The 21057-nt window shown below is 58.3% G+C and carries 16 protein-coding genes; 7 read left to right on the plus strand and 9 right to left on the minus strand.

Annotated elements, in window-relative coordinates; all coding sequences use genetic code 11:
* Window positions 1-49: 49 nt before the first annotated feature.
* The 4 genes from BM395_RS16225 to tkt all read right to left on the minus strand — a co-directional run bounded on the left by BM395_RS16225 (window position 50) and on the right by tkt (window position 4619).
* Window positions 50-247 (minus strand): hypothetical protein, encoded by a 198-nt coding sequence (locus tag BM395_RS16225; RefSeq protein ID WP_239655524.1) that lies wholly within the window; start codon window positions 245-247, stop codon window positions 50-52.
* Between the two features lie 67 nt (window positions 248-314).
* Window positions 315-1478 (minus strand): phosphoglycerate kinase, encoded by a 1164-nt coding sequence (locus BM395_RS16230; RefSeq protein WP_090513737.1) that lies wholly within the window; start codon window positions 1476-1478, stop codon window positions 315-317.
* Between the two features lie 4 nt (window positions 1479-1482).
* Window positions 1483-2550: an erythrose-4-phosphate dehydrogenase gene (gene epd, locus BM395_RS16235; protein ID WP_090513740.1), complete on the minus strand. Its 1068-nt coding sequence runs from the start codon at window positions 2548-2550 to the stop codon at window positions 1483-1485.
* A 71-nt stretch (window positions 2551-2621) separates the two neighbouring features.
* A complete protein-coding gene (gene tkt / locus BM395_RS16240) occupies window positions 2622-4619 on the minus strand; it encodes a transketolase (protein ID WP_090513743.1) in 1998 nt (665 codons plus the stop codon).
* A 180-nt stretch (window positions 4620-4799) separates the two neighbouring features.
* Here tkt and BM395_RS16245 point away from each other — a divergent pair, with 180 nt between their 5' ends.
* Window positions 4800-5582 (plus strand): glutathione S-transferase family protein, encoded by a 783-nt coding sequence (locus BM395_RS16245; RefSeq protein ID WP_090513746.1) that lies wholly within the window; start codon window positions 4800-4802, stop codon window positions 5580-5582.
* Between the two features lie 57 nt (window positions 5583-5639).
* Here the strand turns inward: BM395_RS16245 and BM395_RS16250 are convergent, their stop codons facing one another.
* Complete coding sequence (locus BM395_RS16250) at window positions 5640-7235, minus strand: FG-GAP-like repeat-containing protein (protein WP_170860612.1); 1596 nt, start codon at window positions 7233-7235, stop codon at window positions 5640-5642.
* Between the two features lie 246 nt (window positions 7236-7481).
* Here BM395_RS16250 and BM395_RS16255 point away from each other — a divergent pair, with 246 nt between their 5' ends.
* The 3 genes from BM395_RS16255 to ligB all read left to right on the plus strand — a co-directional run bounded on the left by BM395_RS16255 (window position 7482) and on the right by ligB (window position 11629).
* Window positions 7482-8522: an ArsR/SmtB family transcription factor gene (locus BM395_RS16255; RefSeq protein WP_090513754.1), complete on the plus strand. Its 1041-nt coding sequence runs from the start codon at window positions 7482-7484 to the stop codon at window positions 8520-8522.
* A 12-nt stretch (window positions 8523-8534) separates the two neighbouring features.
* The gene (gene metK / locus BM395_RS16260) at window positions 8535-9725 is read left to right on the plus strand and encodes a methionine adenosyltransferase (RefSeq protein WP_090513757.1); all 1191 of its coding nucleotides are present in this window, start codon (window positions 8535-8537) and stop codon (window positions 9723-9725) included.
* Window positions 9726-9946: 221 nt separating this feature from the next.
* The gene (ligB, locus tag BM395_RS16265) at window positions 9947-11629 is read left to right on the plus strand and encodes an NAD-dependent DNA ligase LigB (RefSeq protein WP_244528995.1); all 1683 of its coding nucleotides are present in this window, start codon (window positions 9947-9949) and stop codon (window positions 11627-11629) included.
* Here ligB and BM395_RS16270 read toward each other — a convergent pair.
* The 4 genes from BM395_RS16270 to BM395_RS16285 all read right to left on the minus strand — a co-directional run bounded on the left by BM395_RS16270 (window position 11623) and on the right by BM395_RS16285 (window position 15514).
* Entirely contained in the window at window positions 11623-12072 is a 450-nt protein-coding gene (locus tag BM395_RS16270) for a c-type cytochrome (RefSeq protein WP_090513764.1), read from the minus strand. The genes ligB and BM395_RS16270 overlap by 7 nt on opposite strands.
* Before the next feature lie 156 nt (window positions 12073-12228).
* Entirely contained in the window at window positions 12229-12615 is a 387-nt protein-coding gene (locus BM395_RS16275; protein ID WP_069902479.1) for an MAPEG family protein, read from the minus strand.
* A 98-nt stretch (window positions 12616-12713) separates the two neighbouring features.
* Complete coding sequence (locus BM395_RS16280; protein ID WP_090513768.1) at window positions 12714-13997, minus strand: Zn-dependent hydrolase; 1284 nt, start codon at window positions 13995-13997, stop codon at window positions 12714-12716.
* A gap of 26 nt (window positions 13998-14023) precedes the next feature.
* Entirely contained in the window at window positions 14024-15514 is a 1491-nt protein-coding gene (locus BM395_RS16285) for an NCS1 family nucleobase:cation symporter-1 (protein ID WP_090513771.1), read from the minus strand.
* Between the two features lie 620 nt (window positions 15515-16134).
* On the opposite strand from BM395_RS16285, the gene hydA reads away from it, so the two are divergent.
* The 3 genes from hydA (at window position 16135) to preA (ending at window position 20432) form a co-directional block, all read left to right on the plus strand.
* The gene (gene hydA / locus BM395_RS16290; RefSeq protein WP_069902476.1) at window positions 16135-17574 is read left to right on the plus strand and encodes a dihydropyrimidinase; all 1440 of its coding nucleotides are present in this window, start codon (window positions 16135-16137) and stop codon (window positions 17572-17574) included.
* Window positions 17575-17790: 216 nt separating this feature from the next.
* On the plus strand, window positions 17791-19158 hold the full coding sequence (locus BM395_RS16295) for an NAD(P)-dependent oxidoreductase (RefSeq protein ID WP_090513774.1): 1368 nt from the start codon (window positions 17791-17793) through the stop codon (window positions 19156-19158).
* Window positions 19155-20432 carry an NAD-dependent dihydropyrimidine dehydrogenase subunit PreA gene (preA, locus tag BM395_RS16300; protein WP_170827811.1) on the plus strand — a complete coding sequence of 426 codons (1278 nt, stop codon included), beginning with the start codon at window positions 19155-19157 and terminating at the stop codon, window positions 20430-20432. Before BM395_RS16295 ends, preA begins: the two co-directional genes overlap by 4 nt.
* Window positions 20433-21057: the final 625 nt, after the last annotated feature.

Here is a 21057-nt window from a genome sequence, read left to right on the forward strand (position 1 = left end):
TGACGGCTCGCAGGTCTACGTCACGAACCCTGTGGATTAAAGACAATGCTCAGCAGTTGGTCTGCTCATCGCCGGCATTGGTCATATCTTCACTGCTCTCGACATCGATGCGTTGATCCTGATTGGTGGTTGGCGACTCGATCTCGACCGGGCTGAATACCTTGCAAGCCTTCTCGTGATGAGCACCGCCGACACATCCAGTGATCGACAGAACAATTGCAGCTACCGCTAGACTCATGCGCATCATAAATGGCTCCCTGTCATCCGTTGCAACGTTAAACCGCCTGCGGCATTGGCCTGCAGGCGGTGGGTTATCAAGCGTTGGCGCGCTGCTCGAGCACTTCAACCGCTGGCAACACTTTACCCTCTACGAACTCGAGGAAAGCGCCGCCGCCGGTGGAAATATAGGAGATACGCTCGGCAACGTTGTATTTATCGATCGCCGCCAGCGTGTCACCACCGCCCGCGATAGAGAACGCCGGGCTTTCGGCAATCGCCAACGCCAGGGCTTTGGTGCCTTCGCCGAACTGATCGAACTCGAACACACCAACCGGGCCGTTCCACAGGATGGTTTTCGAAGACTTCAACAGCTCAGCGAACTGAGCAGCAGTCTGCGGGCCGATATCCAGAATCATGTCGTCTTCGGCAACGTCCGCCACCAGCTTCACGGTTGCAGTCGCTGACTCGGCGAATTCCTTGGCCACGACAACGTCGACCGGCAGCGGCACGCTGACCTTGGCGGCGATGGCTTTGGCCGTCTCGACCAGATCCGCTTCGTACAGCGATTTGCCGACCGGAAAACCCGCCGCAGCGAGGAAGGTGTTGGCAATACCGCCGCCCACAATCAACTGATCGCAGATCTGGCTGAGGCTGTTGAGTACGTCGAGTTTGGTCGACACTTTCGAGCCGGCAACAATTGCGGCCATTGGCTTGGCCGGGTTACCCAGCGCCTTGCCCAGTGCATCCAGCTCTGCCGCCAGCAACGGTCCAGCCGCCGCAACCTTGGCGAACTTGGCGACGCCGTGGGTCGAACCTTGCGCGCGGTGCGCAGTGCCGAAAGCGTCCATGACGAAGACGTCGCACAAGTTGGCGTATTGCTGCGCCAGCTCGTCGGTGTTTTTCTTTTCGCCGTTGTTGAAGCGCACGTTCTCCAGCAGCACGATTTCGCCAGCTGCCAGCTCAACGCCGCCCAGGTAATCTTTGACCAGACGCACGTCGCGGCCCAAGGCTTTGCTCAGGTAATCAGCAACTGGCTTGAGGCTGTTCTCTTCCGAGTATTCGCCCTCGGTCGGACGACCCAGGTGCGAGCAAACCATTACCGCCGCGCCTTTTTCCAACGCCAGCTTGATGGTTGGCAAGGACGCCAGGATACGTGCATCGCTCTTAACCACGCCGTCTTTTACCGGCACGTTAAGGTCTTCGCGAATCAACACACGCTTACCTTGGAGGTCGAGGTCGGTCATTTTTAAAACGGTCATGGAATCAGTCCTTCACGGGGGCTGGTTGAATGGATTGGGTGGAAGCAGATAAGTAGTGTTCGGCAACGTCGAGCATGCGATTGGCAAAGCCCCATTCGTTATCGAACCAAGCCAGCAAATTGACCAGGCGCGGCCCGGAAACCCGGGTTTGGCTGCCATCGACAATCGCTGAATGCGGGTCGTGGTTGAAATCACAACTGACCTGCGGCATTTCAGTGTAGGCAATCAGACCTTGCAGCGGGCCGGAGGTGGCCGCGTCTCGCAGGATGCGATTGATTTCAGCGGCGCTGGTATCACGCGCTGTTTGAATGGTGATGTCCAGGCACGAGACGTTAACTGTCGGCACCCGAATGGCCTTGGCCTGAATCCGCCCATGCAGATCCGGCAACAAGCGTTCGATACCCCGCGCCAAGCCGGTAGACACCGGAATCAGCGACTGGAAGGCCGAACGTGTGCGGCGCAAATCTTCATGGTGATAGGCATCAATCACCGGTTGGTCGTTCATTGCCGAGTGAATCGTGGTGATCGATACGTACTCGATCCCGACGGCTTCATTGAGCAATTTAAGCAGCGGCACGCCACAGTTGGTGGTGCACGACGCATTCGATACGAGCTTTTCGGCACCGCTTAATGCGTGCTGATTAACCCCGTAAACGATGGTGGCGTCGGCATCCGCCTCGCTGGCCATTGGCTGCGAGAACAACACGCGCGGCGCACCGGCCTGGAGAAATCTCTGGCCGTCTGCACGGCTGGTATAAAGCCCCGAGCACTCAAACAACAGGTCGATATCCAGCGCCGCCCAGTCAATCGCCTCGGGCGTTGATTGGCGCAGCACCTTCACACAACCGCCGTTGATGTGCAGGCAATCGCCTTCGACCCGAACCTCGCCGGGAAAACGCCCGTGGGTTGAATCGAAGCGGGTCAGGTATTCGATACTGGCCTGATCGGCCAGGTCATTCAGGGCAACGATTTCCAGCTGCGCGCCAGCGCCCCGCTCGTGCAAGGCACGCAATACGCAGCGGCCAATACGGCCATAGCCATTGAGGGCAATTCTGAAGGGGCGATTACGCATGACAGTCTCGATAATTGCGAGCGACGTTGGCCTGCGTGCACCTTGATGCGCGCAGGCTGAGGCCGTCTTGATCAGGCTTCGAGCATTTCAGCAGCGGTTTCGAGGATGTTGTCCACGGTGAAACCGAAGTGCTCGAACAGAGCAGGTGCAGGCGCCGACTCACCAAAGGTGGTCATGCCGATTACCTGACCTTCGAGGCCGACGTACTTGTACCAGAAGTCGGCGTGAGCGGCTTCGATAGCGATCCGCGCGCCAACCTGAACAGGCAGCACCGATTGCTTGTAGCCGGCGTCCTGCGCATCGAACACGCTGGTGCATGGCATCGAAACGACGCGAACCTTGCGGCCTTGTTCGCTGAGTTTTTCGAACGCCTGAACCGCCAGACCGACTTCGGAGCCGGTCGCGATCAAAATCAGTTCTGGCTCACCGTCGCAGTCTTTCAGCACGTAACCACCGCGGGCGATGTCGCTCAGCTGAGCAACGTCACGGCCTTGGTGCGGCAGGTTCTGACGCGAGAAGATCAGCGCGGACGGGCCGTCATTACGCTCAATGGCGTATTTCCAGGCCACTGCCGATTCAACCGCATCCGCCGGACGCCAAGTGTCCAGATTAGGCGTGCTGCGCAGGCTGGTCAGTTGCTCGATTGGCTGGTGAGTCGGGCCGTCTTCGCCCAGACCGATAGAGTCGTGGGTAAACACATACAGCACACGCTTCTTCATCAACGCCGACATGCGCACAGCGTTGCGGGCGTATTCCATGAAGATCAGGAAGGTCGCGCCGTACGGAACGAAACCGCCGTGCAGGGCCACGCCGTTCATGATCGCGCTCATGCCGAACTCGCGAACGCCGTAGTACATGTAGTTGCCGCTGGCATCTTCAGCCGATACGCCCTTGCAACCTTTCCACAGGGTCAGGTTGGAACCGGCGAGGTCGGCCGAGCCGCCGAGGAACTCAGGCAGCAACGGGCCAAATGCATTCAAGGTGTTCTGGCTGGCTTTACGGCTGGCGATGGTTTCGCCTTTAACCGCAACTTCAGTGATGTAAGCCGCCGCTTTCTCTGAGAAATCAGCCGGCAGTTCACCCGCCATACGGCGTTTGAATTCGCTGGCCAACTCAGGGAACGCCGCCGCGTAAGCAGCAAAACGCTGATCCCATTCGGCTTCGGCAGCAGCGCCAGCAGCCTTGGCATCCCACTCGGCGTAGATATCTGCCGGGATTTCAAACGGGCCGTGGTTCCAGCCCAGTGCAGCGCGGGTCAGCGCGATTTCGTCATTACCCAGTGCGGCGCCGTGGCAATCTTCCTTGCCCTGCTTGTTCGGCGAACCAAAACCAATGATGGTCTTGCAGCAGATCAGGGTTGGCTGCTCGCTCTTGCGCGCAGTTTCGATGGCAATCTTGATTTCTTCGGCATCGTGGCCGTCGACGTTACGGATGACCTGCCAGCCGTAAGATTCAAAACGCTTAGGGGTGTCATCGCTGAACCAGCCTTCAACTTCACCATCAATGGAGATGCCGTTGTCGTCGTAGAACGCGATCAGCTTGCCCAGACCCAGAGTACCGGCCAGCGAGCAGACTTCGTGCGAGATGCCTTCCATCATGCAGCCGTCGCCCATGAAGGCGTAGGTGTAGTGGTCAACAATCTTGTGGCCGTCGCGGTTGAACTGCGCGCCCAGCACTTTCTCGGCAATTGCAAAACCAACGGCGTTGGCAATACCCTGACCCAAAGGACCAGTGGTGGTCTCGACACCAGGTGTGTAACCGTATTCTGGGTGACCCGGCGTGCGGCTGCCCATCTGACGGAACTGCTTGAGGTCTTCGATACCCAAGTCATAACCGGTCAGGTGCAGCAACGAGTAGATCAGCATGGAGCCGTGGCCGTTCGACAGCACGAAGCGGTCGCGGTCAGCAAAGCTCGGGTTGCTTGGGTTGTGCTTGAGGTAGTCACGCCACAACACTTCGGCGATATCCGCCATACCCATTGGTGCGCCAGGGTGGCCGCTGTTGGCTTTCTGCACGGCATCCATACTCAAGGCACGGATGGCATTGGCACGCTCACGACGGCTGGGCATCGCTGATTCTCCTAAGGGGCTAAACACAAAAGGGGGCTATTTTCGCCCACTACCACACGTTCGGGCAATGACAGATAGTCGCAATCGACACATTAGATGAGAAACTACACCGCCGCAGCGCCAGGATCGCGCTGTATTCCCAGCAGTTGACACTGCCAGCCACCAGAAAAGGAATTTCTCTTGGCTTCAGAAATTACGCTTTACAGCTACCCCACCAGCCCATTTGCCGCAAAAGTACATGCCTATCTGCTGTACAAGCGCCTGGCATTTCGCGTGCATTATGTTAACCCGCTGAAACTCACCAGCACGCTGCCGGTCGGCCAGCAGATCCCGGTGCTGACGATTGACGGCAACCATTACGCCGACTCCAGCAGCATCATCAATGAAATCGAACGGCGCTGGCCTGCCGAAGTAACCGCGCAGCAGCCGCTGATAGATACCCGCGATCAATGGCTCACCGAAAACATGGTGCCAACCCTGTTTCGGGCGGCGTTCATGGAGGCTGATTCTTCGGCATTCAAGGCCTGCCGCAATGCCTGGCGTTTGGCGGCGGTGATGCGCAAAGCGTGCGGCGTGCCGCTCATGTTGACGCCGGGCTGGCCGCTGCTGCTGCGCAAGCAACCGTTCATCCGCTCTTTGGTGCTGCCGCAAATCAGCCAGGGCAGCGCACCGGAACAACGGCAGAAAATGCTCAAGCAGATGAAGCACTGGCTGAGCGAGAAGCCCTATCTGGCCGGCGACTGCATCAGTCAGGTGGATATCAGCGCCTACGGGATGCTGGCGATGCCGTATTACCTGGGCCTTGAAGACGCGGACGACTTCGTCCGCTGCGAAGCGATCAAGGCGTGGTTTGAGCCCATCGACAAATTGATCTGCGACAGCGCCCTGCAAGCCACCGACAACAGCAGGCCGCCATTGTTGGCAGCGCAATGGTGCTCACGCCTGCCTCTGACCAAGGCATAGCAGCCGGTACAAGCTGCGCACCGTTGCGGCGCAGCTCATACCAACGTTTCAGGCCATTCAGCGAATGATTGTGGTGCTGTCGGCGGCGATGTTTTCCACCGTGCGCCGCTCACCATTGGCCAGAACCACTTCGACACTGACCGGCGACTTGTCATCACCCAAGCCAAAGAACAGCGAATTACTCTGATCGGTCAACAAGCCTGCCTGAGTATTAAGCTGCTGGGTGTAGCTGCGTCCGGCCTTGGAGATAACCGTGACATTGGCCCCAGCCAGCGCCAGATTGTCGGCAAACGTCAGCTTGATGTAGCTGGCTTTGCCGGTGTTCAGGTAGGCCTTCGGCTTTTGGCCCATGTTCAGCCAGAACAGGTCCGGACGGCCATCGCTGTCGATGTCATAGATAACCGGCGACTGCCCGTAGTAGGGATCGCCGACTTCCAGCTCATCGTTCTGATAGAACCCGGCAGTGTTGCCTTCGCCAACCTGAACAAAGGCCTTGCCCGGCAATTTGTTGAGCTGATGCGGCGGCCATTTTATATAGCTTTGCGCGACCATCAGGTCGAGCTTGCCATCCAGATCGAGATCACCGAATACACCGCCCCAGGCGAACCCGTAGCCATCCAGCGCCTTGTCTTTAAGCACATCGTGGAACTTGAAGTCGCCCTCGTTTTCCAGCAGCAACCAATCTAGGTTCAACTCCTGATCATCACGCAGATCACCGCGTGCCAACTTGTTGCTGATACTGGTGCCGATATTCGACAGGAACAGATCCTGATCGCCATCAGCATCAATGTCGCCAATGCCAATGCCCATCCAGTAACCGAGGCCGGAATCAATGGCAATCGACTCGAAGGTCAGGTCGCCGTTGTTCTTGAAAATCTCGACGCGACCGGTGTTGTTGGCCAGCACCAGATCCTGCAAACCATCGTTATTGAGATCGACAAAACTGCTGTGGAAGGTGTTTTGCGTGCCTTGAGTACCGGTTTTTTCAGTCACATCCTCGAAGGCCATGTTGCCAACGTTGTGCAGCATCAGGTTGTGCTTGGCATGTTCGGGATCATTGAACACGCTGGATGAGAATTTGTCTGGCGCGACAAACAGGCTGACGTACAGATCAAACTGGCCGTCTTTGTCTATATCTGCAATGGTTGTGCTGAGCGGGATCGAATCCGCCGGCAGCGTGATGTCGAGCTTGCGCGTGGCGAACTTGCCGTCTGTGTTGATCAGCGCGTAGAGGCCATCCTGGCGAGTTACCAGCAGGTCGGTGTCGGCGTCATCGTCGAGGTCAAACGACAGCGCGCCATAACTGGCCTGTTTGCCGGCCAAGTCGCCTGTCAGCCCGGCCTCAGCCGCGACATCGACCAGATGCCCATCCACATAACGCAACAGGCCATCCTGGTGGCCTTTACCGCTGGAGATGAACAACTCGCTCTTGCCGTCGCCATCTATGTCAATTACTGCCGCGCCGCTGAAAAACTGCGAGGTTTCGTTATCCCAGTGCGGAGTAAACCCAACATCGACCGGCTTGAATGCGGGCCCGGTAAGCTCAACAGGGGACGATTTTATCGTCTCTTCAGACTGCTGATAAAACCAGTAGTACGCCCCCAGACCGGCAGCGGCGACAACAACCAAAGGAATTCCGATTTTCTTTTTCATAGCCATCCTAGCTAATTGGTCCAAACCGGCACTCTGCGGCAAAGACAACCGCGTCACAACCCTGCAACGTCTTTATGTGCATCTGACACAACCACGACTGACCAACGGTCGCTGCGCTGCAACCCACGCAAACAGCACCCTCACGCATCAATGCAGACGGCGGCAATGGGACGCCAAAGACCAATATCAAGATTTTTTGATATTGGTCTTGCTGTATGAAAAATGACCTATTAGACTGCCCACCCTATGAACTTGCGCGTCCCACAGCTCCGCTTTGAGCCTGCCGATGAACTGGCTGCCCTGTGCAAAGCTGGCGGAGACCCGCTACGGTTGAATGTTTTACGTGCGCTGAGCAATGACTCCTTTGGCGTGCTGGAACTGGCGCAGATTTTCGACATCGGCCAATCCGGCATGAGCCATCACCTCAAGGTGTTGGCGCAAGCAGGACTGGTCGCGACACGCCGCGAAGGCAATGCGATTTTCTACCGTCGCGCCTTGTCGGCGGCCACCACTGGTCTGGGCGGCAAGTTGCACAGCGCGCTGCTGGATGAAGTCGATGAGTTGCAACTGCCCGACGCCGTATTGGCGCGCATTGCGCATGTTCACAGCCAGCGCGCGGCAGCCAGCCAGGATTTCTTTGCGCGCAACGCTGGCAGCTTTCAAGCGCAGCAGGATCTGATTGCCGGGCTTGCGCAGTACCGCGACAGCGTTCTGGCGTTGCTTGATGCACTGGGCTTTGATGCCACAGCCAATGCGCTGGAAATCGGCCCCGGCGATGGCGGTTTCCTGCCCGAGCTGGCTAAGCGGTTTCACAGCGTAACGGCGCTGGATAACAGCCAGGCGATGCTTGATCTGGCACGTTTGCAATGTGAAAAACACGCCCTCGGCAACGTCAAACTGCAACTGGCCGATGCGTTGAATGATGATTACAGCGCCGCCGACTGCGTGGTGATGAACATGGTCTTGCACCATTTCGCCGCGCCGGCCGAAGCGCTCAAGCAGCTCGCCACACGGGTCACGCCCGGCGGCAGCTTGTTGATAACCGAGTTGTGTAGCCACAACCAGAGTTGGGCCAGGCAGGCCTGTGGTGATCTCTGGTTGGGTTTTGAACAGGACGACCTGGCCCAATGGGCTATCGCCGCAGGACTTAACCCGGGTGAAAGCCTTTATGTAGGCCTTCGCAATGGTTTTCAGATTCAGGTGCGGCACTTTGCCAAACCGGAACAACACAGCGGTTCAGGTGTGCAGGTGCGCGCCCAACCGATCTCACCCACCGGTATTAATTAGGAAGACCGATAGATGAGCGATTATTCCCTGTTTACATCCGAATCCGTGTCCGAAGGCCACCCGGATAAAATTGCTGACCAGATCTCCGATGCCGTGCTCGACGCGATCATCAGCAAAGACAAACACGCCCGCGTTGCGTGTGAAACCATGGTCAAGACTGGCGTTGCCATCATCGCCGGTGAAGTCAGCACCAGCGCCTGGGTTGATCTCGAAGACCTGGTCCGTAAAGTCATCATCGACATCGGCTACGACAGCTCGACAGTCGGTTTCGACGGCGCCACGTGCGGCGTTCTGAACATCATCGGCAAGCAGTCGGTCGACATTAACCAGGGCGTTGACCGCAGCAAGCCGGAAGATCAGGGTGCAGGCGACCAGGGCCTGATGTTCGGTTATGCCAGCAACGAAACCGACGTACTGATGCCTGCTCCAATCTGCTTCTCGCACCGTCTGGTCGAGCGTCAGGCTGAAGCACGCAAATCCGGCCTGCTGCCTTGGCTGCGCCCGGACGCAAAATCTCAGGTCACCTGCCGCTATGAAAACGGCAAGGTTGCCGGTATCGACGCGGTTGTTCTGTCGACCCAGCACAACCCGGAAGTCAGCTACAACGACCTGCGCGAAGGCGTTATGGAGTTGATCGTCAAGCACGTGCTGCCTGCCGAACTGCTGCACAAAGACACCCAGTTCCACATCAACCCAACCGGTAACTTTGTAATCGGCGGTCCAGTGGGCGACTGCGGCCTGACCGGCCGTAAGATCATCGTTGACACCTACGGCGGCATGGCCCGTCACGGTGGTGGCGCGTTCTCCGGTAAGGACCCGTCGAAGGTAGACCGTTCAGCTGCATACGCTGGCCGTTATGTTGCCAAGAACATCGTCGCTTCTGGCCTCGCCGAGCGCTGCGAGATTCAGGTTTCCTACGCAATCGGCGTGGCTCAGCCAACCTCGATCTCGCTGAACACCTTCGGCACTGGCAAGATCAGCGATGACAAGATCATCCAACTGGTGCGCGAGCACTTCGATCTGCGTCCATACGCGATCACCAAAATGCTCGACCTGCTGCACCCGATGTACCAGCCAACGGCGGCATACGGCCACTTCGGTCGCAACCCGTACGAAATGACTTACGACGGTGAAACCTTCACCGCGTTCACCTGGGAACGCACCGACAAGGCCGCTGATCTGCGCGCCGCTGCCGGCCTGTAAGCCATAGCAAAATTGAGCCCCGCCACGTGCGGGGCTTTTTTTCGCCGGTAAACTTTGCAGAATGCGCGCAGCCACATCCCGAAACTGACGCGTACGTTTTCAGCCACTCGCCTACTACTGGCAACGCTGCGCAATTATCGAAGCCCCGCCACTCTTTAGTTAACACCGCGCCAAATCTGCTGAACTAGCCTCAAGGCAGCCCGCCCGCATGGATGCCTGCGATGCCGATCTATCTGTTTATGCTCCTGCTGCTATTGAGCGTGGTCGCCGAGGCCGCGCCCTGCCCTGCATGGGATAAGCAACGCGCCAGCGCTGAAATCAACCAACTGCACAGCCGCATCGCTCGCTGGGACAGCGCTTACTATGTGGATAAGTCGCCTTTGGTCAGCGACCAGATCTACGATCAGGCACGGGCGCAGCTCGACCAATTGCGCGACTGCTTCCCCGCACTCACGCCCGCCGCGACTAATCCACTGATTGTGAATGCCGGGCCACTGCAGCACCCGATTGCGCAAACAGGCTTGCGCAAACTCGCGGACGAAGACGCCGTGAATGCATGGCTCAAAAGCCGCGACGAGGTGTGGATTCAGCCCAAAGTCGATGGCGTTGCTGTCACGCTGATTTATCGCAACGCCAGACTGGTGCAAATGATCAGCCGGGGCGACGGCATCAGCGGTCAGGACTGGACACATAACGCCCGCCACATCAGCGCCATACCCGCTCAATTAGCGGCGCAACGCGACCTGCTGATACAAGGCGAGCTGTACCTGAAACTGGAGCGCCACGTGCAGTCACGCGATGGCGGCGGTGGCGCGCGCAGCGCAGTGGCCGGGCTGATGAACCGCAAACAGCTGACCCACCAGCAAAGCGCAGAAATTGGCTTGTTTGTCTGGGACTGGCCACAAGGCCCGAGTGATATTGATACGCGCAACGAGCAACTGGCCGCGCTTGGTTTCCCCGCCAGTCAGCAATACAGCCGGCCGATAAAAACCCTCGAAGATGCACAACGGTGGCGCCAGCACTGGTGGACGCAGCCCCTGCCCTTTGCCACTGACGGCGTGGTGCTACGCCAGAATACGCGTTCGCCCGCCGCACGCTGGCAAGCGAAACCACCGCACTGGGCAGCAGCCTGGAAATATCCGGTCTCCAGCGCATTGGCACGGGTACAGGCGGTGCGCTTCTCGATTGGTCGCAGCGGGCGCATCACCCCGATTCTGCAACTGCAAACCATTAAGCTGGATGCGCGCAATATCAGCCGGGCCAGCCTCGGCTCACTGCAGCGCTGGCAGCAACTAAACATTCAACCGGGCGATAGCGTGGCGATTCGCCTCAGCGGGCATGCCATCCCCACGCTTGAGCGGGTCGTCATGCGTGCAGAGCAAAGCCCCAGCGTTATCGCGCCAAGTTCCAGCGAGTACCACTCACTGACTTGCTGGCAAGACTCGCCTGGCTGCCGGCAACAATTCAGCGCACGGCTCAAGTGGTTAGCCAGCAGTGACGGTCTGAACATGCAAGGAGTTGGCCCAGCGACGTGGCAGAAGCTGCTCGACAGCCAACAGGTTTATCAACTGTTGGACTGGCTCGCCTTAAGCCGCGAGCAGTTGCTGGCAACGCCGGGACTGGGGCAGCACCGCAGCGACTTGTTGCTGCATCACATCCAACGGGTACGCCAATTGCCGCTGGCCAACTGGTTGGTTGCGCTGGGCATGCCGCCGTTGAACACTCTACCCGCAAACTCCTGGCAAGCCTTGGCCCGGCGAAGCGAGCAAGACTGGCGCGACCTTCGCGGCATTGGCCCGAAACGGGCGGCCGCCCTGCAGGAATTCTTCGCTCACCCGCAGGTAAAGCGCCTCGGCCAGCAACTTCAAACACTCGAAGTGGCTGGCTTCACGCCGGATCAGTGATTGCGGAACTCTTGGTGACACGCCTTGCAGCTGTCTTCGACGCGCTTGACCGGCGCCGCCAGATCAGAGCTTTTCAACGGCTTGGCGGTGGTTGCGACGACTAACGCAGCCGTGCTGTTTTCCAGATCGTCGGCCAGTTCTTTAAACCGTGCCTGACGCTTCCACACATCGTCCTTGGCGTTGGTGTGATCTTCTTCCTTGATCTGCGGAAAGTGCTGCCAGGGCGTGCGTGAAATCTGATCGAGCTTGGCGGCGCCTTCAACAAAGCGCGCCTCGTCGAACACAATGCGGCCACGAATCATGCCACCAAGGTCTTCACTGGTTTTCAGCATTTGCTTGAAAATGGCTTGGCGCTGGCCCAGTGGTGAGTTGGGATCGACGCCACCGCAGGCGGTGAGTGTGCTGGCGGCAAGCAGAATTAGCAGAGCGTTTCTGAGTTTCATAACACCTTCATAACTGCAACAAGGCTCAAAAGAGGGCGACAGTATCGTCACTCCCGCGCCTGCGGCCAAGCGCGGTAATTTGTCGCAACAAACTATTGAGCCTGCACGCACGCCCCACAGCGAAGACAGCTAGCGCTCAGTTTGGTGTGTTGAAACTCAGGCAGACACCACAAACAGGCTGATAATCAGGCCCATATTGACGAACCAAACCAACGAACGCAGAGGCGCCCAGTCGGCCAGGTAGCAGACCAGATACACCAGACGACTGATAACAAACGCGATGGCCAGTTGGTCAATCAAGCCTTGCTCGGCGCCACCCGCCAAGTGAGCAATAATCACCGCTGCAGCAAATGCAGGGGTCACTTCGAAGCCATTCAGCTGGGCGTTATTGGCACGCCGCGCGAGCCCTTCGACGCTGCCCAGATGCGCCCGGGGATCATGGTTGTGACGCGGGCTGAAGCCGCCGCTGGCAGCCTTGGCCGAGACAGTCGCCAGGTAAGGTAAAAACAGGGCTATCAGTACACACCAGAAGGCAATTGTCATGGACACTCCGCGCTCGAATAGAAGGATTAGCTAGAGTGCGCTAGCGACGAACGGTCGTCCATGACCGTTCTCCTTCAATCACAAGGCAAAAGCGCCAATCATGCCGCCAGTTTGCCGCTGGCAATGGCCGCCGAGGCGCGCAACATGGCGCGCAACAGCACCGCACAACCTGCTGCCAAGTCGCTTGGCGCGGCGTTTTCGATTTCGTTATGGCTGATACCGCCCTCGCATGGCACGAAAATCATCCCGGCCGGGCCCAGCTCCGCCAGAAAAATCGCGTCGTGGCCGGCACCGCTGACGATGTCCATGTGCGACATCCCCAGCCCTTGCGCAGCAGTGCGCACGGCATCCACACAGACCTCATCAAAATACAGCGGCGGGAAGTCTGCCGTCGGCGTCAGTTCGACGCTTAAACCATGCTCGGCGCTGGTGGTTTCGATCACTTTGCGCACCTGCGCGATCATCGAATCCAGACGTTCCGGCTCAAGATGACGGAAATCCAGTGTCATGCGCACCTCGCCCGGAATCACGTTACGCGACCCCGGATACGCCTGCAGGCAACCGACGGTGCCGCAGGCGTGCGGCTGATGCTCAAGCGCAATGCGGTTTACTGCCGCGACCACGGCCGCCGCGCCAACCAGCGCGTCTTTGCGCAAATGCATCGGCGTTGGGCCAGCGTGCGCTTCAACGCCGCGCAAGGTCAGGTCGAACCACTTTTGCCCCAACGCACCCAGCACCACACCGATGGTTTTCTCTTCATCCTCAAGAATCGGCCCCTGCTCGATGTGCGCTTCAAAGTAGGCGCCCACGGCGTGGCCGGTTACGGCGCGGCTACCGGCATAACCGATAGCATTTAGCGCCTCACCCACCGTCACGCCATCGGCATCACGCTTGGCCAGAGTTTCTTCCAGAGTGAATTTGCTGGCAAATACCCCGGAGCCCATCATGCACGGCGCGAAACGCGAGCCTTCCTCGTTGGTCCACACCACCACTTCCAGCGGCGCTTCGGTTTCAATGCCCAGATCGTTCAAGGTACGCAGCACCTCGACGCCGGCCATGACGCCAAAGCAACCATCGAACTTGCCGCCCGTGGGCTGCGTGTCGATGTGACTGCCGGTCATCACCGGTGGCAAATTGGGATTACGTCCGGGGCGGCGGGCAAAGATATTGCCGACGCCGTCCACCGTTACGCTGCACCCGGCAGCCTCACACCACTTGACGAATAAATCGCGGGCCTGGCGGTCGAGATCGGTCAGGGCCAGGCGACATACGCCGCCCTTGGGCGTCGCGCCGAGCTGGGCCAACTCCATCAGCGATTGCCATAAACGCTCACTATTGATGTGCTGATCAGTGGATTGCAAAACAGCCTGGGCAGCGGTCATAAATACCTCTCTGTCGATTCTGAGTTTTAGAGTGACGGTTTGGCGACAACGGCAGTGCGCGAGCTATTAGCGCTGCACAAGCCGAAATAGATCAGCCCGCCGAGTGCCGAGCCGGTGAACCAGCCATAATCGTAGAACCAGCTGAATGCAGGGCTGCCCAGCGACATCAGGGTCAGCAGAACAGGCAATACGAAGGCGGCAAAACCCATCCAGTTCCAGGCCGGATAAACGTCGTCGCGGTACAGGCCCGCCAGATCCAGACGCTGTTTCTTGATCAGGAAGTAATCCGCCACCATGATCCCGGCGATCGGCCCGAGCAAGCTTGAGTAACCCAGCAGCCAGTTTGAATAAACGCTTTCTAGGCTGACATCAGAGACAATCCAGCCGAGCTTTTTAAGCAGCTCATGGCCCATCAAACCCAGACCGACAAAGCCTGTGATCAACACCGCCTTGGTGCGGTTGATCAGCTTGGGCGCAATGTTCTGGAAGTCATTGGTGGGCGATACGATGTTGGCGGCGGTGTTGGTAGAAAGCGTCGCCACGATAATCAACGCCATCGCCACTGCCACCCAACCCGGGCTCTGGATATGGCCGATCAGGCTGACCGGATCCGACACGGTTTCGCCAACCAGCGAAGCCGATGCAGCGGTCATCACCACACCCAGCGCCGCAAACAGGAACATGGTCAGCGGCAGGCCGATTATCTGGCCGACAATCTGGTCTTTCTGGCTTTTCGCGTAGCGACTGAAGTCCGGGATGTTCAACGACAATGTCGCCCAGAACCCGACCATCGCGGTCAAACCGGCCATGAAGTAACCGACCACACTTGCCCCTTCGGGACGTTTGGGCGGTTGTGCGAGCAATTCGCTCATCGACACGTTGGGCAGCGCCCATACCAGCAAGCCGGCACCCACCAGCACCAGCAACGGTGCAGAAAGCGTTTCCAGCCATTTGATCGACTCGGCGCCGCGCAGTACAACCCACAGGTTGAGCACCCAGAAAATCATGAAACCAATCACTTCACCGGTGCCGCCAAGGGCTTTCCAACCCTCGAAAATCGAGCCCAGAAACAGGTGAATGGCCAGCCCGCCGAACATGGTCTGAATGCCGAACCAGCCGCACGCCACCACAGCCCGAATCAAACAGGGCACGTTGGAGCCAATGATGCCGAACGAGGAGCGAAGTAATACCGGAAAGGGAATGCCGTACTTGGTACCGGGGAATGCGTTGAGTGTGAGCGGGATCAGCACCACGATGTTGGCGAGCAAAATGGCCAGCAGCGCCTCCCCGACCGACAGCCCGAAGTAGGCCGTCAGCACACCACCCAAGGTGTAGGTCGGTACGCAGATCGACATACCGACCCAAAGCGCGGTGATGTGCCATTTGTTCCAGGTTCGCTCATGCACCTTGGTCGGTGCGATGTCGTGGTTGAATCGAGGGCTGTCGAGGACGTCACTGCCCGCCTCTAACTCATACAAGCCATCACGCTCTGTGACTTCCGATCTGCTTTGTTGCATGGGCTTCTCCAGATTTTTTTGATTGTTATTAGCTCATCGGGCTACACGATGGCCGGAGTTCTTCGATCTGCTGCGGTGCCAATGGCGTTGCGAGGCCGACGAACATGACTGCTGCGACACTCAATAAGCGTGCCTAAAACCATGTTGTGCGCCCCTCAAATCACCAGTTATTCCTCTAACGCGCTGATTAATAATCCTTTTATAAAAATCTTGGCTTCCAAATCAGCACCAACCCGATCAATTGAAGCGTGTTTCTACAGGTTGTCTGCACAGTCAGGATTCAAAGTGGTGCAGGCATATTTTTTTCAAACCTGCACAGCGCTCAATCCCGCCGGTTTAAATCGCTGATTTTGCATAGGAAATCTCGCTCATTTTGACAACCTGTCAAGTGCGTCAAAATGGTGAACAGACGATCCATTTTGGTGATTTACATAAAATATCGTTATTTTTCATATACTTATCAACAAAGTAATTGATTAAAAAATAATCTTGATCATTTCCCAAACTGCTACTAAGTTCTATTCCTGACAGCAGTGACAGGATTAAATCGAGCCACTGCCAGATGCTTCCAGATAAATCCAAGAGCCGACACGCATCGGCCAGCCTGAGAGGAATTTGCTATGGCTTTATTGATCCGCGGCGCCACGGTGCTAACCCATGAAGAAAGCTACAGCGCCGATGTCCTATGCGCGGACGGTCTGATTCAGGCGATTGGTGAAAACCTCGACGCGCCGGCAGGTTGCGAGGTTCTCGATGGCAGCGGCCAGTATCTGATGCCAGGCGGCATCGACCCGCACACTCACATGCAACTGCCGTTCATGGGCACCGTTGCCAGTGAAGACTTCTTCAGCGGCACCGCAGCAGGCCTTGCCGGCGGCACCACATCAATCATCGATTTTGTTATCCCCAACCCGCAGCAATCGCTGCTTGAGGCCTTTCATCAATGGCGCGGCTGGGCTGAAAAGTCTGCCTCGGATTATGGCTTTCATGTCGCGGTCACCTGGTGGAGCGAACAAGTCAGCGCCGAAATGGAAGAGCTGGTGAGCAAGCACGGGGTCAACAGCTTCAAGCATTTCATGGCGTATAAAAACGCGATCATGGCGGCCGACGACACCCTCGTCGCCAGTTTCGAGCGCTGCCTGTCACTCGGCGCCGTGCCCACTGTGCACGCCGAGAACGGCGAGCTGGTTTACCACCTGCAACAGAAATTGCTGGCTCAGGGCTTAACCGGGCCGGAAGCCCACCCGCTGTCGCGCCCTTCGCAAGTGGAAGGCGAAGCCGCCAGCCGCGCCATTCGCATTGCCGAAACACTCGGCACTCCGCTGTACCTGGTGCACGTTTCAACCCGCGAAGCGCTGGATGAAATCACTTACGCACGCGCCAAGGGCCAGCCGGTTTACGGTGAAGTACTGGCCGGACACTTGTTGCTCGATGACAGCGTTTACCGCGATCCGGACTGGCAAAAAGCAGCGGGCTACGTGATGAGCCCACCGTTCCGTCCGCGTGGCCACCAAGAAGCGCTGTGGCAAGGCTTGCAGTCAGGGAATCTGCACACCACAGCCACCGACCACTGCTGCTTCTGCGCCGAACAAAAAGCAGCGGGCAAAGACGATTTCAGCAAGATCCCCAACGGCACCGCCGGCATTGAAGACCGCATGGCAGTGCTCTGGGATGAAGGGGTCAACAGCGGCAAATTATCGATGCATGACTTCGTCGCCCTGACGTCCACCAACACCGCGAAAATTTTCAACCTGTTTCCGCGCAAAGGCGCCATCCGTGTCGGCGCCGACGCCGATCTGGTGCTCTGGGACCCGCAAGGCACGCGCACGATCTCGGCGAAAACCCATCACCAGCAAGTCGACTTCAACATATTCGAAGGCAAAACCGTGCGCGGCGTACCCAGCCACACCATCAGCCAAGGCCGCCTGGTCTGGGCCGACGGTGATCTGCGTGCCGAACGCGGCGCCGGACGCTATATCGAGCGCCCTGCATACCCGGCCGTTTTCGACTTACTCAGCAAGCGCGCCGAACACCAGCGCCCGACCTCGGTAAAACGCTAAGCACGCACAGAAATGGCGCCGCCAGAAAGGCGCCCATTTGCAGAGGCGCACTGACTAACCGCAAAGAGCAAAGGCGGACAAACCCCAAGAGGTTTGGCGCCACTTATCAACGAATTGACTGCCCACAAGGCAGCTGGCCACCAAGGCGAGGTCTTAGCCCCTCATTTGCCGGCCAGCCGCCTTGATAACAATCACAAAACCGTGAGGCATTAACCCGTGATAGACACACTCAGCCACCTCCCTCGCCCGGATGCAGACGCCACTGAACTGGCGAAAAATTTCAGCGATCTGGCACCGCCGCTCAATGCTCGCCAGGCCGCGCTGGAAAGTGCTCGTTGCCTGTATTGCTACGACGCACCGTGCATCAATGCCTGCCCGAGCGACATCGACATTCCGTCGTTCATCGGCAGCATCAGCCATGACAACGTCACCGGCGCTGCGCAAACCATTCTCTCGGCAAACATTCTGGGAGGCAGTTGCGCACGGGTGTGTCCGACCGAAATCCTCTGCCAGCAAGCCTGTGTGCGCAACAACGAAAAAGAGTGCGCGCCGGTGCTGATCGGTTTGCTGCAACGCTACGCGATTGATAACGCCCAGTTCAGCGAACACCCATTCAAACGCTCAGCCGCAACCGGCAAGCGCATTGCCGTAGTTGGTGCAGGCCCTGCCGGGTTGTCGTGCGCGCACCGGCTGGCGATGCATGGCCATGAAGTGGTGATTTTCGAGGCCCGCGAGAAGTCCGGCGGGCTCAACGAATACGGCATTGCCAAATACAAACTGGTCGATGACTTCGCGCAGAAGGAAGTCGACTTCCTCCTGCAAATCGGCGGCATCGAGATTCGGCACGGGCAAAAACTCGGTGACAACCTGACCCTGACAGAACTGCACCAGCAGTTTGACAGTGTATTCCTCGGGCTCGGTTTGGCAGCCAGCAAACAACTGGGGCTGGCAGATGAGAACGCCGCCGGTTTGATGGCCGCGACCGACTATATCCGCGAGCTGCGCCAAACCGATGACCTCAGCCAATTGCCGGTCGCCAACCGCTGCATCGTGCTGGGCGCAGGCAACACGGCGATCGACATGGCCGTGCAAATGGCCAAGCTTGGCGCGCGGGACGTCAATCTGGTTTATCGCCGTGGCCTCAGCGACATGGGCGCAACCGACCACGAACAGCACATCGCCAAGGATAATCAGGTGCGGCTGCTGACATGGGCGCAACCGGAAACCGTGCTGCTGGATGATGCCGGCAAGGTGCGTGGTATGCGCTTCGCCAAAACCCGCATGGAAAACGGCCGCCTGAGCACGACCGGCGAGACGTTCGAGCTGGCGGCTGACGCCATTTTCAAAGCCATCGGGCAGGCCTTCGACAACAACTCGCTGAGCGACCCGCTGGCCGCAGAGCTCAAGCGTGCGGGCGAGCGAATCTGGGTTGATGAAAACCTGCGTACCAGCATTGCCGGCGTATACGCCGGTGGCGATTGCACCTCACTCGATCAAGACCTGACGGTGCAAGCCGTACAGCATGGCAAACTGGCTGCCGAGGCCATTCACTCAACCCTCTCGCTGAAAGTGGAGGCTGCATAATGGCCGATCTCTCTATTGAATTCGCTGGCATCAAATCCCCCAACCCGTTCTGGCTGGCGTCTGCGCCACCGACCGACAAAGCCTACAACGTGGTGCGCGCCTATGAGGCTGGCTGGGGCGGCGTGGTCTGGAAAACCCTCGGCGAAGACCCGGCGGCAGTCAACGTGTCATCGCGCTACTCGGCGCTGTACGGCCCTAACCGCGAAGTGATGGGCATCAACAATATCGAACTGATCACCGACCGCTCGCTGGAAATCAACCTGCGCGAAATCACTCAGGTTAAAAAGGACTGGCCGGATCGCGCATTGATCGTCTCGCTGATGGTGCCGTGCGTTGAGGAGTCGTGGAAGTACATTTTGCCGCTGGTCGAAGCCACCGGCGCGGACGGCATTGAACTCAATTTCGGTTGCCCGCACGGCATGCCCGAACGCGGCATGGGCGCGGCAGTTGGCCAGGTTCCCGAGTACGTCGAGATGGTCACGCGCTGGTGCAAGACCTACAGCTCGCTGCCGGTAATCGTCAAACTCACCCCGAACATTACCGACGTACGTTTATCGGCCCGCGCGGCTCATCGCGGCGGCGCCGATGCGGTGTCGTTGATCAACACCATCAACTCGATCACCAGCATCGACCTCGACATGATGGTTGCACATCCGATTGTCGGCAGCCAAAGCACCCACGGCGGTTATTGCGGCGCAGCGGTTAAGCCCATCGCCCTGAACATGGTTGCCGAAATCGCCCGCGACCCGGAAACCAGAGGCTTGCCGATTTGCGGTATCGGCGGCATCGGCACCTGGCGTGACGCCGCTGAGTTCGTCGCCCTCGGTTGCGGCGCCGTACAGGTTTGCACCGCCGCGATGCTGCACGGCTTCCGCATTGTTGAAGACATGAAAGACGGCCTGTCGCGCTGGATGGACTCGAAGGGTTACACCAGCCTTAATGACTTCTCTGGCCGGGCAGTCGGCAACACCACCGACTGGAAGTACCTGGACATTAACTATCAGGTCATCGCCAAGATCGACCAGGACGCTTGCATCGGTTGCGGCCGCTGCCACATCGCCTGCGAAGACACTTCACACCAAGCCATTGCAAGCCTCAAACAAGAGGACGGCACCCACAAATACGAAGTGATCGACGACGAATGCGTCGGCTGCAACCTCTGCCAAATCACCTGCCCGGTCGATGACTGCATCGAAATGGTCGTGCAAGACACCGGGAAGCCGTATCTCAACTGGAATGAAGACCCAAGAAACCCGTACCGGGTGGCGAGTTAGTTACCGTGGCGTAAATTCCTCGCGGGAAATTATGCGGCGTGGCCAAGATCGCCTGACGGATTGCCCCGCAGGGACTATCCATCCTCCGGGTGTCGTAAGGCGCGGGAACGCGTCCCGACGGAGGATGGATAAACCGCAGGTTAATCCGTCATTGCGGTTTAAGCGATGTGAATTGCGATCGTCTTTGCGTTCGATTTTTCGCGCGGTGGTGGCGGTAAAAATCCCTCGCGGGGAATTTTGCGGTGTGGCCAACATCGCCCGACGGATTGCCCCATCGGGGCTATCCATCCTCCGGGTGTCGTATGGCGCGGAAATGCTCCCCGACGGAGGATGGATAAACCGCAGGTTAATCCGTCATGGCGATCTACGCGATGTGAATTGCGATCGTCTTTGTGTTCGATTTTTCGCGCGGTGGTGGCGGTGAAAACCCCTCGCGGGGAATTTTGCGGTGCGGCCAACATCGCCCGACGGATTGCCCCATCGGGGCTATCCATCCTCCAGGTGTCGTATGGCGCGGGAACACGTCCCGACGGAGGATGGATAAACCGCAGGTTAATCCGTCATGGCGATCTGCGCGATGTGAATTGCGATCGTTTTGGGTTTGATTTTCCGCGCGGTGGTGACG

It is taken from the genome of Pseudomonas marincola, assembly GCF_900116605.1.
GTDB classification, from domain to species: Bacteria; Pseudomonadota; Gammaproteobacteria; order Pseudomonadales; family Pseudomonadaceae; genus Aquipseudomonas; species Aquipseudomonas marincola.